At 75.2% G+C, this 11,914-nt stretch carries 13 protein-coding genes; 6 read left to right on the forward strand and 7 right to left on the reverse strand.

Translation table 11 applies throughout. From position 1 onward, the window contains the following. Positions 1-59: 59 nt before the first annotated feature. A complete protein-coding gene (locus AB0D66_RS08885) occupies positions 60-782 on the reverse strand; it encodes a Sir2 family NAD-dependent protein deacetylase (RefSeq protein ID WP_362298812.1) in 723 nt (240 codons plus the stop codon). A gap of 148 nt (positions 783-930) precedes the next feature. Between AB0D66_RS08885 and AB0D66_RS08890 the strand changes: the two genes are divergently transcribed. After that, positions 931-1,365, forward strand: coding sequence for a hypothetical protein (locus tag AB0D66_RS08890; protein WP_362298815.1), 435 nt, complete (start codon positions 931-933; stop codon positions 1,363-1,365). 55 nt (positions 1,366-1,420) lie between these two features. After that, positions 1,421-2,269, forward strand: coding sequence for a GNAT family N-acetyltransferase (locus AB0D66_RS08895; RefSeq protein WP_362298818.1), 849 nt, complete (start codon positions 1,421-1,423; stop codon positions 2,267-2,269). Between the two features lie 71 nt (positions 2,270-2,340). On the opposite strand, the gene AB0D66_RS08900 is transcribed toward AB0D66_RS08895, so the two are convergent. The 3 genes from AB0D66_RS08900 to AB0D66_RS08910 form a co-directional block, all read right to left on the reverse strand. After that, positions 2,341-2,784 carry an SSI family serine proteinase inhibitor gene (locus AB0D66_RS08900; RefSeq protein ID WP_362298820.1) on the reverse strand — a complete coding sequence of 148 codons (444 nt, stop codon included), beginning with the start codon at positions 2,782-2,784 and terminating at the stop codon, positions 2,341-2,343. 258 nt (positions 2,785-3,042) lie between these two features. Further along, positions 3,043-3,504, reverse strand: a complete 462-nt coding sequence (locus AB0D66_RS08905; RefSeq protein ID WP_362298822.1) for a cyclic nucleotide-binding domain-containing protein — start codon at positions 3,502-3,504, stop codon at positions 3,043-3,045. Between the two features lie 170 nt (positions 3,505-3,674). Beyond that, the gene (locus AB0D66_RS08910; protein WP_361763106.1) at positions 3,675-3,977 is read right to left on the reverse strand and encodes a hypothetical protein; all 303 of its coding nucleotides are present in this window, start codon (positions 3,975-3,977) and stop codon (positions 3,675-3,677) included. Between the two features lie 432 nt (positions 3,978-4,409). Between AB0D66_RS08910 and AB0D66_RS08915 the strand changes: the two genes are divergently transcribed. Further along, on the forward strand, positions 4,410-7,136 hold the full coding sequence (locus AB0D66_RS08915; protein ID WP_362298825.1) for a DNRLRE domain-containing protein: 2,727 nt from the start codon (positions 4,410-4,412) through the stop codon (positions 7,134-7,136). Between the two features lie 79 nt (positions 7,137-7,215). Beyond that, positions 7,216-7,686 (forward strand): GNAT family N-acetyltransferase, encoded by a 471-nt coding sequence (locus tag AB0D66_RS08920; RefSeq protein ID WP_362298828.1) that lies wholly within the window; start codon positions 7,216-7,218, stop codon positions 7,684-7,686. Here the strand turns inward: AB0D66_RS08920 and AB0D66_RS08925 are convergent. Both AB0D66_RS08925 and AB0D66_RS08930 read right to left on the reverse strand, forming a co-directional pair. Continuing rightward, positions 7,673-8,188, reverse strand: coding sequence for a GNAT family N-acetyltransferase (locus AB0D66_RS08925; RefSeq protein WP_362298881.1), 516 nt, complete (start codon positions 8,186-8,188; stop codon positions 7,673-7,675). The genes AB0D66_RS08920 and AB0D66_RS08925 overlap by 14 nt on opposite strands. A gap of 575 nt (positions 8,189-8,763) precedes the next feature. Further along, the gene (locus AB0D66_RS08930) at positions 8,764-9,216 is read right to left on the reverse strand and encodes a hypothetical protein (protein WP_362298831.1); all 453 of its coding nucleotides are present in this window, start codon (positions 9,214-9,216) and stop codon (positions 8,764-8,766) included. Positions 9,217-9,381: 165 nt separating this feature from the next. Between AB0D66_RS08930 and AB0D66_RS08935 the strand changes: the two genes are divergently transcribed. Next, positions 9,382-9,678 (forward strand): hypothetical protein, encoded by a 297-nt coding sequence (locus AB0D66_RS08935; protein ID WP_362298834.1) that lies wholly within the window; start codon positions 9,382-9,384, stop codon positions 9,676-9,678. Positions 9,679-10,124: 446 nt separating this feature from the next. On the opposite strand, the gene AB0D66_RS08940 is transcribed toward AB0D66_RS08935, so the two are convergent. Further along, the gene (locus AB0D66_RS08940) at positions 10,125-10,562 is read right to left on the reverse strand and encodes a hypothetical protein (protein WP_362298837.1); all 438 of its coding nucleotides are present in this window, start codon (positions 10,560-10,562) and stop codon (positions 10,125-10,127) included. Positions 10,563-10,811: 249 nt separating this feature from the next. Here AB0D66_RS08940 and AB0D66_RS08945 point away from each other — a divergent pair. Further along, positions 10,812-11,914: MFS transporter (locus tag AB0D66_RS08945; RefSeq protein WP_362298840.1), on the forward strand; the 1,103-nt coding region annotated here is incomplete at its 3' end.

Here is an 11,914-nt window from a genome sequence, read left to right on the forward strand (position 1 = left end):
GAATCTCGGGCCCGGGGCCGGTCTGCGGAGATGCGGCGGGCGGCCGACGGGTTCTCCGGCTAGGCGATCTCGGCCAGCAGCCTGGGCAGGGCGGTGCCGATCGGTTCGCGCACGATCTCGTCGGCGAGGGAGTCGTAGGGGGTCTCCTCGGCGTTCACGATGACCAGCCGGGCCCCGGCCTCCGCCGCCATCCCGGCCAGCGAGGCCGCCGGCTGGACCTGGAGGGTGGACCCGACGGCGATGAAGACCTGGCAGCCCTTGGCCACGGCCACCGCCTGACCCAGCACCCCGGGGTCGAGCCGCTCGCCGAACATCACGGTCGCCGCCTTGAGGATCCCGCCGCACGCCAGGCAGGCGGGGTCCGGCTCCCCGGCGGCGACCCGGGCGAGCGCCTCGTCCATCGGGGTCCGGGCGCGGCAGGCCGTGCACACCACCGACCGTGCCGTGCCGTGCAGCTCGAACACCTTGCGGGCGGGCAGCCCGGCGAGCTGGTGCAGCCCGTCCACGTTCTGCGTGATGACCCGCACCGGGGTCCCGCCGCGCTCCAGCTCCGCCACGGCCAGGTGCGCGGCATTGGGCTTCGCCCCGAGCGCGCCGAGCTCGGCGCGCAGCAGCCAGGACCGGCGCCGGATGTCGGGATCGGCCATGTAGTACTCGTACGTCACGAGCTTCTCGGCGTCGGGCTCGCGCCTCCACAGCCCCTGCGGCCCCCGGTAGTCCGGAATCCCGGAATCGGTGGACATCCCGGCCCCACTGAACACTGCGACGAGCGGCTTCCCCATGATCCGACCCTACGTACGGGCCCCGGGCGGCCGCGACCCCTTTATCGCACCACCCGTTCGGCCGTCTGCGGTGAATCAAGCCCTCCACAGGGGTGAGATCCGGGCCGCGCCTCTGCCCTCGGCCGCGATGGGCGGGTACAAACCCGGCATGAAGCTCAAGCCGTACAGCCTTGGCGCCCTGCTGCTGACCCTGCTGGCGCCGGCGACCCTCTCGTCCGTTCCCGCCCTCGCGTCGCCGGTGGTGGCACCCCCGGTGCCGGAGCGGCACTCCGCCGATGTGATCGGCCGCTTCCTCGTCGGCTTCTACGGCGAACACGGTCCGACCCTTCAGGACCGCGAGACCCGCGTCTCGCAGGTGCTCAAGGACAGGCAGAAGGAGAGCCCCGGCGCCGACGTCCTGCTCTGCGCGCAGAACGTGCCGTGGAACATCGTGGTGGGACCGGTCACCGTCGCCCAGTCGGCCGGGGTCGGCTGGGCCACCGTCACCACCCACTGGGAGGCGGGGCTCACCGACACCTTCACCGCCTACGTGCGCCTGGACTCCCAGCCCATCCGCGTCGACGACGTGATCTGCGCGGGCTGACACCCGTTCGGCGGACCGGTGCGTCCCGGTCTTCCCGGCCTGCTACAACATCGGCATGACTGGATTCCAGATCGCCGGCGCGAGCGCCGCAGACATGGAGATGATCCGAGGCTGGGCCGACGAAGAGGGCTGGAACCCGGGGGACTCGGACCGGTTCGCCTTCGCGGTCGCCGATCCGGAGGGCTTCCTCGTCGGCCGGCAGGGCGGCGAACCGGCGGCCTGTGTCTCCGCGGTCCGCTACGGCGCCGGCTTCGGCTTCATCGGCTTCTACATCGCCCGTCCCGCCTTCCGCGGCCAGGGCTACGGCATCCGGCTCTGGGACGCGGCGATGCGGCGCCTCGACGGGCGCCTCATCGGCCTGGACGGGGTGGTCGAGCAGCAGGAGAACTACCGCAAGTCCGGCTTCCGCCACGCCTGGAACAACGTCCGGTACGAAGGCGCTCCGCGGGGCGGTGCGGCGGGCGCCGGGGGAGTGGAGGTGGTGGACGCGGCCTCCCTGCCCTTCGGCCAACTCGCCGCCTACGACCGCCGGTTCTTCCCCGAGGCCCGCGACGCCTTCCTCTCCGCCTGGACGGGGCTGCCCGGCCGGACGGCGCTGGCCGCCGTCCGCGAGGGCCGGATCGAGGGCATCGGCGTGGTCCGCCCGTCCAGCGGGGCCTCCCGGGTGGGCCCGCTCTACGCTGCGGGCCCGGGCGTGGCGGCGGCCCTGCTGCGCGGGTTGGCGGAACAGGCCCCCGGCGGGCTGGTGTGCGTGGACGTACCGGACGCCAACCCGAAGGCCGCCCCGTTGTTCGCGGACCTCGGGCTGGCTCCGGTCTTCGAGACCGCCCGGATGTACACCGGTCCGGCGCCCGCAGTCGACCTGGCCGGCCTCTACGGGGTCACCAGCCTCGAACTGGGCTGACCGGTCCGGGGGTTGTCCCGGCCGGGCGGCTGTCGACGGGCCGCCCGGCCGGGCCTCGCACCGCGTGGCCGTCAGAAGTCGAACAGGGTGCCGCTGGTGTTGCGCATGCCGCACGGGTTGCCGAAGGTGTACGTGTAGTTCAGCCGGCTGCCCTGCCACACCCCGTCGGCCGTCACCGTCATGGGGTTCCACTCCTTGGTACACGCGGTGCCGGGCTCGGGCGCCGCGAGGGCGTCGAGGGCCGGTGCGTTCGACCGTAACTCGGCACAGGCGGCGGCCGGGTTGGGGTGCGTCCCGCCCGGCGTCGGTGCGCACACCAGCGTCACCGCGCGCAGCACGGTGCCGGTCGCGGTGTCGTCCCCGGCGGTCACCCCGAGGACGAGCGCGGACGGGGCGTACAGGCTTTCCGTGCCGGACTGGGCGGCTCCGGCCGACCCGGGCCAGGCCAGCGCGGTGAGCGCGGTGAGCGCCATGGCGGCGGAGCCGAGCCCGAGACCCCTGGTGATGGACCGCATTTCGAACACTCCCTTGGGTTGCTGTTTCGGATAGCGGACAGAGTCTTGCCCACCCGGGCCGTGAACGCCCGTTCGCACCGCCGTTTTTCGTCACCGATCGTGTACGGATGAGTGCAGTCCGCAGCGGTGCGGCATCGGCTGACCTGTGCCGGAGCATGCCGCCGAATCGGCCGAACACCGACCGGAGACAGCCCCGAAACCTCACCGAAACGGCCCGCGGGGAGGGTCCGGGTTCCCCGCGTCCCGGGGGAGCCCGGCTCAGTTCGCCGAGGCGCGCGGCGCGTACAGGTCGAGGAGCCGGGTCCGGGTCTGGTGCAGCCGCAGCGCCAGGACCCGCCCGACCCAGTGGCCGATCGCGGACCCGAAGGCGGGATCGGCGTCCATGAGCATCCGCACCCTCGCGCCGTCGAACTCGTACGCGCGCACCGGCGTCATGGCCTCGGCGCTCAGCTGCCACGCGTACGGCGGGAACAGCCAGGACCAGCCCACCAGCTCACCGGGACCGAGGTTCTCCACCGGCGCGGGCGTGCGGCGGCCGGCCACCGGGATCTGCAGGGTCACCGTGCCGGAGCGCACGATCCAGAAGGACTCCGCCCGGGTGCCCTCATCGAAGATCCGTGCACCCTCGGGAAAATTGACCTCGCGGGCCTGGGACATCAGCAGGCCGCGATGCTCGGTGGACAGCACGGCAGCCATCCGGACGGGGGAAGGTGTGCTCACGACGGCCTCCGATCACGACCCCCCACGGCGCACTGCTACACCCAGTGTCGCCGACGCACGCCCGATCCAGACCGGATCGGGCGGCGCTTCTTGCACAGGGTGCGCGGACCGGCCGCCGGCGGCCGTCCTCCGCCCCGGTCTGCCCCGGTCCGCGGCGGCCCCCCTGCGCCCTAGTCCTCGGCGTTCGCCTCCAGGCAGGCCACTTCCATGGTGTCCAGCACCGCCTCGTGGCTGCGCCCGCTCAGCTCCGCGACGTTCTCGATCTGCGCCGTCGCCCAGGCCGCCAGCGTCATCGCCAGCACCCGGAGCCCGTCGGTGCCGTACTCGGCCAGGATCTCGTCCGTGACCGCCATGGCATCCTCGGGAACCTGCTCGGGCGGCTCCAGGCCAGCGAGGCCGCGCAGCATCGCGAGCGTGCGGCGCGAGATCTCCGGAGTCAGCCTCGCCAGCCGCATGTCCTCTTCTTCGTCCATCCGCCCCACCCCTCCACGCTCCGGTGCCGTGCCCATCACCTCAGGGCACCGTAGAGGGACGCGGCCCCGCGCGGGGCCGTTTCGCCACGGTGCCTCCCCCCGGGCCCGGACCGGCCGGTAACTTGACCTGCGGCTGCCGTCCGGATCCGGAGTGCGCGGCGGGCACCGCCTTCAGCACCCGCGCCGCCGCCCGCCCCGCCCCGGCCGCCCTCCGCTGCCGCCCCTTCCGGCGGCCCGACCCGCACCGGCCCGCCGCCGCCCTCCGCGGGCACGGTGCGATTCGGCATCCGATGTGCCAAGTGGGGTGAACGGAAGGCCGATTCGCCCTAGGGTGCGCCCGTACGCATGACCGCGGACCGCCGTTCGGCGGTTTCCGGCCATGACGCGCGGCCGGCACGACACGGCCGCGCACCACACCGAACTGGGGGGTTCATGCGTAGATCCAGACGACTGGCGGCCGCTCTCGCCCTGTCCCTGGCCGGAACCGGCGCCGGGCTCGGCCTCGTCCCGCAGGCGGCGGCCGTCACCCCGCCCGTGGCCTTCACGGCCGACGCCCTGCCGACCTGGCAGCCCAACGGCGTGGTCTGGGCGCTCGCCGAGGCGGGCGGCAAGGTCTTCGTCGGCGGCACCTTCTCGACCGTACGCCCACCGGCCGGCGGCGCCGGCAGCGAACAGCAGGCCGTGAACTTCGCGACGCTCGACGCCGCCACCGGCGCCCCGGCCTCCTGCGCGCTCTCCTTCACCGTCGGCTCCGGCACCGCCACCGTCCGCGCACTCGCCCTCTCGCCCGACCAGCAGACCCTGTACGCGGGCGGCTACTTCGGCGCCGTCAACGGCACCCCGGTCTCCAGCCTCGCCGCCGTCGACGTGGCCACCTGCACCGTGAAGACCGGCTTCCGCCCCGCCTTCGCGGCCACCGTACGGGCCCTCGCCGTCACCGGCGACACCGTCTACGCGGGCGGTGACTTCCTCACCGTGGCCGGCCAGCAGCGCGAACGCTTCGCCGCGGTCGACGCGGCCGACGGGTCCCTGCGCCCCTTCACCGCCAACGCCGACGAACCCGGCCGCGCCGTCGAGGTCACCCCCGACGGCACCGGCGTGATACTCGGCGGTGACTTCTTCACCGTCAACGGGGCCAACAGCCACGCGCTGGCCGTCGTGAACGCCACCACCGGCGCCCTCACCACCTCCTATCCCGGCTTCATCGAGACCAACTCCGTCGTCAAGGACATCGCCACCGACGCCACCGGCTTCTACACCGCCAACGAGGGCACGGGCGGCGGGGTCTTCGACGGCCGCATCGCGCTCGACCTCGCCGGCTTCGGCCAGCGCTGGCGCGACACCTGCCTCGGCGCCACCCAGGCCGTACTTCCCCACCAGAACGTGCTCTACAGCGCCTCGCACGCCCACGACTGCTCCAGCGTCGGCGAGTTCCCCGACGGCCAGCGCCACCACCTGCTCGCCCAGCCGACCGGCGGAACCGGCAAACTGGGCTGGGCCCCCGACACCAACGACGGCATCGGCGAGGGCATCGGGCCCCGCGTGATGGCGGTCGGCGCCAAGGGCGGCGTCCAGTACCTGTGGGTCGGCGGGGAGTTCACCACCGTCAACGGCGCGGCCCAGCAGAGCCTGACGCGCTTCGCCTCCACCGGGGACACCGGCGCGCCCAGCACGCCCCTCGCCGGCGCCGTCAGCTTCAAGCCCGGTGAGGTCCAGGTGCGCTGGCGCACCAGCCTCGACCTGGACGACAGCACGCTGACCTACCGGATCCACCGCAACGGCTCGGCCGCACCGATCGCCACGGTCGCCGCCGACTCGCTGTTCTTCCGCCGCCCGCAGGCCTCCTGGACCGACACCACGGTGACCCCGGGCCAGACGTACACCTACCGGGTGACCGCGAGCGACGCGGCCGGGAACACCAGCGCCCTGTCGGGGACCGCGAGCGTCACCGTGCCGACCTCCGTCGACGCCTACCCGCACCAGGTGCGCGCCGACGGCGCCCAGCAGTACTGGCGCTACGACGAGTCCGCCCTGCCCTTCGCCGCCGACTCCTCGGACGGCGGCAACCAGAGCGGCGTGCACCTGAACGCCCCCGCCCTGCGCCAGGCTCCCGGCGCGGTCTCCGGCTCGAGCACGGCGATCGGCTTCAACGGCACGGACACCCAGGTGTACGGGGACAAGCGCCAGACCGTGGGCAGCACCTACACCATCGAGACCTGGTTCAGGACGAGCACCACCCGCGGCGGCAAGCTCTTCGGCTTCGGGAACAACCAGGCGCGCGGCAGCAACCAGTACGACAAGCACCTCTACATGACCAACGACGGCCGGCTCGTCTTCGGCGTCTACACGGGCGCCACCCGCACCGTCACCACGAGCGCCGCCTACAACGACGACCAGTGGCACCACGCCGTCGCCACCCAGGGGCCCGGCGGCATGACCCTCTACGTGGACGGCGTCCAGAAGGGCACGCTGGGCGTCACCACGCACGAGAACTTCTCGGGCTACTGGCACGCCGGCGGCGACAGCCTCGGCGGCTGGCCGGACCGCCCGACGAGCGAGTACTGGGCGGGCCGGCTCGACGAGACCGCCGTCTACCCGACCGTCCTGAGCGCGGCGCAGGTGCAGCACCACCACGCCCTCGCCACCGCCCCGGCCGACTCGGTGGTACGGGTGACCGCCTCGGAGGACACCTACGCCAACGCGGGCGCGCCCGACGGCAACTACGGGACCTCGAGCTCGCTCGCCGTACGGGGCACCTCGTTCTACGCGAGCTACCTGCGCTTCAACCTGCCCGCCGCACCCGCGGGCACGGCCTTGAAGTCGGCCGCCCTCAGCGTCAAGACGAGCACGATGAGCGGAGCCGGAACGGCGGACACCGTCTCGGTCGTCCCGGTCACCGGGCCGTGGACCGAGGGCAGCGCCACGTACAACAACCGGCCCGCCCTGGGGAGTCCGCCCCTCGGCAGCTTCGCGGGGATCCCGGACGGCTCGGCGGTGCACACCGCGGGCCTGGACACCCCGACCGTCGCCGCGGCCCTCGGCGGAGGCTACGGCCTGGCCCTGAGCAGCACGGGTACGGACGCCCTGTGGCTCTGGTCCTCGGAGGCACAGGCGGCCGAGGGCACCCCGCAGCTGACGCTGACCTTCGGTGCGCCGTGAGGTGACGCCGGCGGAAGTGTGAGGGGCGCCGGCCGTTCCCGGCCCGCGCCCCTCGCGCGCCCGATCGTAGGGTGGGCGCATGGCGATCGAGCTGCGCGAGACGCAGGACAGCGACCTGGACGTCTTCTGGCGGCAGTTGACCGACCCGCGGGTCCGGCGGATGGCCGCGATCACCCGGAAGCACCACTACGACCGCGAGCCCTTCGACACCCACTGGGCGAAGGTGCGCAACGACCCCGACGTGCTGCTGCGCACCGTCCTGGCCGACGGGATCGTGGCGGGGCACGCCGCCGTGTTCGGGCCGCCCGGCGCACGCGAGGTCACCTACGTGATCGGCGCCGAGCACTGGGGCCGGGGCATCGGCACCGGGGCGCTGGCCGCGCTGGTCCGGCTGGAGGGGACCCGTCCGCTGCACGCCGGGGCCGCGGCCGACAACGCGGGCTCCATCCGGGTGCTGGAGAAGTGCGGGTTCACCGTGACGGGCCGCGACCGGGACTTCTCCCTGGAGCGCGGCGAAGAGGTCGACGTCGTGCTGCTCACCCTGAGCTGAGGCCGCCGCGGCCCGCGCCGGCGGCGGACTCCCAGCGGATCTCGCCGTCCTGGCGGTACGGGGTCGGGCGCAGCCCGCAGGCCGCCGCGACGGCCGCCGAGGCGGTGTGGTCCGGATGCACGTGTGCGACCAACTGCCCGACGGGAAGCGCCGTCAGCCAGTCCGCGAGGGCCCGGGCGGCCTCCGTGGCGAACCCCCGGCCCTGCCAGGGGCTGCCGACCGTCCAGGCCAGCTCGGCGCGGTCGAGAGCCGGGGTGATCGTGGCCTGGACGGTGCCGACCAGGCACCCCTGCCCGCGCAGCCGCAGCACCCGGTTGACCCAGACGACCGCGGGATCGGGCGAGCCGGCGGCGAGCCGCTCGTAACGGGCGCGCAGCGCGCGGGGCGGCAGCGGTGCCCCGCCGATGAAGGAGTGGAGGGCGGGATCGGCGAGCACGAGGGCCATCTCGTCGGCGTGCGAGGGGTGCAGGGGGACCAGGTCGAGCCGCCTGGCGGCGATCACGAGCTGCCGGACGACGGGCCGGCGGACCTTGTCCGCCGCGCCCGGGCGGGGTACGCCGTCCACGGCCACGCAGATCCCGAACACCCGGTCGTGTCCGGTCCAGCCGTTCACCCGCCCCCGGTTGTTGCTGATCTGCACGCGTCGGCGGGCCGCGTCCACGGCCGACACCAGATGCAGGTACACCGAGCCCGAGACGCGCGCCAGCACGATGTCGCCGACTTCGAGCAGCGCGGGATCGGCCGGCGCGACCCGTACGAGCCCGCGGCTGTGGACGAGGGGCGCCATGGATCCGCCCGTCGGCCGGAACTCCACGGTCTCGCCCCGGCTGACGCGGTCCGCCAGTACGTCGAGCATGCCCATGCGACGAGTGTCGGGGGTACGGGCGGCACGGGCCACCGGATTTGTCCGGCGGGGGCGGCAGGGTCGGCGCAGGGCCGGGGTGGAGGCCGCGGCAGTGCGGAGGCCGCAGCGCGGGTGGCCGAGAGGGGCAGCGGGGAGGCGGCGGGAGCAGTGCCGCCGACGGAGGCCGGCGCGGGGGAGGGGCGCAGGCGGGGCCGACGGCGCCGCCGGCGAGGTCAGGGCGGGGGCTCCACCTCGAGGAAGCGGCGCCTGCGGGGGCCCCGGTAGAGAAGGCAGACCCAGCCCAGCCGTTCCAGAGCGGCCGCGCAGGCCGTCAGCCGCTCCTGTTCCTGCTCGGCCGCGCCCCCGCCCTTGGGGCCGGTCCAGGTCACCTCGACCCGGCCGGGCTGCGGCCCGGCGGCCACGCGGTAGCCCGTCCTCGTCGGCAGGCCCTCCGCGTCCGCCGCCGACGGCGTGATCCCCGACGCCTCCAGGGCGAGCGCCACCGCACGCGACGGCTGCCGAAGCTCCCACGGCGCGGGAACCGCCTCGCCCGCAGGGCCGTTGACCAGCCGGCGGATCTGCACCAGCCCCTCGAAGGCCGTACGCAGCTCCGCCGCCCGCCCGGCGCCCGGCGCGGCCGGGCCGTCACCGGTCGCGGGCTCGAAGCCCTGCCCTGCTCCTGCCACCACCCACCACCCCTATCCTGCCCGGGCCACGCGGCGCCGCCCGCCGTGCCGGGCCCGCCGTGCCGGGCCCGCCGCGCCGCGCCGCGTTCGTCTGAGTACCTTGTGCCCAACGGCCTGAGTATCCGCCCCGATTCCCCGCCGCGCCGCCGCTGGTCGAATGGGGGCATGATCTCCGAGGCCTCCAGCAGCGCGCCCGCCCGCCCGCGCATGCAGCACGTCACCACCGCCGGCTCGGCCCTGGCCGTCGCCCTGGTCCCGCTCGTCGTCGGCGTGCTGCTGGCCAAGGCGATGGCCGCCGACCCGATGACCCCGGTCAACGCCCTCATCGCGGGCGGAGGCCAGCGCGCGGCGCTGCCCCGCGGCGAATGGCGCCGCCGCGGCCACAGCACCGTGCACCGCCTGCGCGCCGCACGCCGCGACACGGTCCGCCGGTGCGCCTCGGCGTGCGGCCGCCGCCCCTGAGCCCCCGCCCCGGCCCCCGGCCGGCGCGCGCACCCCACGGTGTCGCGGCGAGCGGCTCCTGGAGCTCGGTGACCCACCGGTCCCGGTCCTCCGGGCAGGCCAGGGTCAGTTCGCGGGCGTAGCCCGCCGAGCGGTGCCCGTGCGCGTCGGTCCACCGCGCCAACGCCTGCGCGGTCGGCAGGACGCCGTCCACCGGGCCCCGGTGCACGGCGGCCGCGGCCCGCCCACCGCGGGCGGCGTGACGATGCGCACCGCGCCGCCGAGGTCTTCGCGCGGACGGGCGGCCGCCCCCGGCAGTCCGGCGTGTACGAGGACCGACCCGTCGCCCGCGGTCTCGCAGGAGGCGGCGCCGGGACCCGCCGGAGCCGTGCCGGCCCCCTCGAACCGGCGGTGCAGCTCCCCGTACAGCGGGCCGATCGCCGGGAGGGTCACGCCTCTCACCGGGATCAGCGGCCGTACTGGCGCAGGCACAGGTCCACGATGGAGGGCGGCACGGCGCCCTCGGCCGCCGCGCACACCGCGTCCATGCCCGGTGGCGGGGCGGGCCGCCGCACCGGGTGGGGGAGCGTGGGCTTGGCCGCGCGCGGGCGCCGGGCAGGGGCCGCCGGCTTCGCGGGCCTGGCGGCGGGGGGCCGGGCGGCCCGGGCCGGGGGCGGCGCCTGCGAGGGATCCGGGTCCGGGGCGTCCTCGGCGGCCGCCGGCAGCTCGCCCAGGGGCAGGGCCAGGGGCGGCGCCGCCGCGGGAGGCGGCGCGTCGGGCGCGTTGGCGGGCGGTGGGGAACCACCCGGCCGAACCGGAGCCGCATCCTGCGGGCCGACGGAGACGCAGCCGGCGCTCGCGAGCAGCGCGAGGAAGGAGAGGGGCACGGCCCGGCGTAACTGCATCCGACCACCTTGCCGTACCGTCCGGCCGGCCGGGGCCCCGCATCACGCGTCCGGGTGACGGCGGCGCCCGGGCAGAGCCGCGGCGTGCGGGAACCGCCGGGCACATCGGGAGCGACCGGAGCGGGACGGAATGGGCCGGGGCCACGGAGAATGGGAACGGCAGTACGGGTGACGGGGAGGCGCGACCCCCGCCGCCGCGTGCTGCCGAGCGCTGCCCGCCCGCGACCAGCCCGTACGGAGTCCCGATCCATGACCTCAGCCGCCGCGCCCGGCACCCCCGCGTCGAATTCCGAGCCCGATCAGCAGCACGCCGTCCGCACACCGGACGGCGGACCCGCCTGGAAGGGCTGGGCGGCCGTCTGCGCCGTCGCGCTCGGGATCTTCTGCCTGATCACCTCCGAGCTGCTGCCCGTCGGCCTGCTCACCCCCGTCGGCGCCGAGCTCGGCGTCTCCGACGGGACCGCCGGGCTGATGGTCACCGTGCCCGGGCTGGTCGCCGGGTTCTGCGCGCCCCTGGTCACCGTCGGCGCCGGCCGGCTCGACCGTCGGCTCGTGCTCTGCGTGCTCATCGCCCTCATGGCCGCCGCCAACATCGCCGCCGCCCTCGCCCCGTCCTTCGCCGTCGTGATCGCGGCCCGCGTGCTCGTGGGCGTCAGCGTCGGCGGTTTCTGGGCCGTCGCGGGCGGTCTCGCCGTACGGCTCGTCCACCGGCGCCACGTCGGCCGGGCCACCGCGCTCGTCTTCGGCGGCGTCCCCACCGCCTCCGTGCTCGGCGTCCCCGCCGGGACCCTGCTCGGAGAACTCGGCGGCTGGCGCGCCGCCTTCGCCGCCGTCGGCGCCCTCGGCCTCCTCACCCTGGCCGCACTGCTCCTGCTGCTGCCCCCGCTGCCGCCGACCCGGCACGTCACCTTCGCCCAACTCCCCGCCCTGCTCCGCTCGAACCGAGGGGTCCGGGCCGGGGTCCTCGTCACCTTCCTCGTGGTGACCGGGCAGTTCGCCGCGTACACCTTCGTACGGCCCGTCCTGCAGGACGTCTCCGGCATCGACGCCCGGTACGTGAGCACCCTCCTCCTCGGGTACGGCGTCGCGGGCGTGGCCGGCAACTTCCTGGCCGGGGCCCGCGGGGCGCAGCGCACGCTGCTCACGGTCAGCGCCTGCCTCAGCGTGGTCCTCGCGCTGATCGCCCTCCTCCCGGGAGCGGTCGCCGGGACCGTGCTGCTGCTCGCCTGGGGGCTCGCGTACGGCGGGGTCTCGGTGAGCCTGCAGCGCTGGATGCTCACCTCGGCTCCGGCCTCGGCCGAGGCCGCCACCTCGCTCATGGTCGCGATGTTCAACCTGGCCATAGCCGCCGG

The organism is Streptomyces sp. NPDC048270, assembly GCF_040652335.1.
Lineage (GTDB): Bacteria > Actinomycetota > Actinomycetes > Streptomycetales > Streptomycetaceae > Streptomyces.

What these genes read in the sequence shown, in the direction of transcription:
- AB0D66_RS08885 (WP_362298812.1), bottom strand. Translation starts at nt 782, where the DNA reads ATGGGGAAGCCGCTCGTCGCAGTGTTCAGTGGGGCCGGGATGTCCACC.
- AB0D66_RS08890 (WP_362298815.1), top strand. Translation starts at nt 931, where the DNA reads ATGAAGCTCAAGCCGTACAGCCTTGGCGCCCTGCTGCTGACCCTGCTG.
- AB0D66_RS08895 (WP_362298818.1), top strand. Translation starts at nt 1,421, where the DNA reads ATGACTGGATTCCAGATCGCCGGCGCGAGCGCCGCAGACATGGAGATG.
- AB0D66_RS08900 (WP_362298820.1), bottom strand. Translation starts at nt 2,784, where the DNA reads ATGCGGTCCATCACCAGGGGTCTCGGGCTCGGCTCCGCCGCCATGGCG.
- AB0D66_RS08910 (WP_361763106.1), bottom strand. Translation starts at nt 3,977, where the DNA reads ATGGACGAAGAAGAGGACATGCGGCTGGCGAGGCTGACTCCGGAGATC.
- AB0D66_RS08915 (WP_362298825.1), top strand. Translation starts at nt 4,410, where the DNA reads ATGCGTAGATCCAGACGACTGGCGGCCGCTCTCGCCCTGTCCCTGGCC.
- AB0D66_RS08920 (WP_362298828.1), top strand. Translation starts at nt 7,216, where the DNA reads ATGGCGATCGAGCTGCGCGAGACGCAGGACAGCGACCTGGACGTCTTC.
- AB0D66_RS08935 (WP_362298834.1), top strand. Translation starts at nt 9,382, where the DNA reads ATGATCTCCGAGGCCTCCAGCAGCGCGCCCGCCCGCCCGCGCATGCAG.
- AB0D66_RS08940 (WP_362298837.1), bottom strand. Translation starts at nt 10,562, where the DNA reads ATGCAGTTACGCCGGGCCGTGCCCCTCTCCTTCCTCGCGCTGCTCGCG.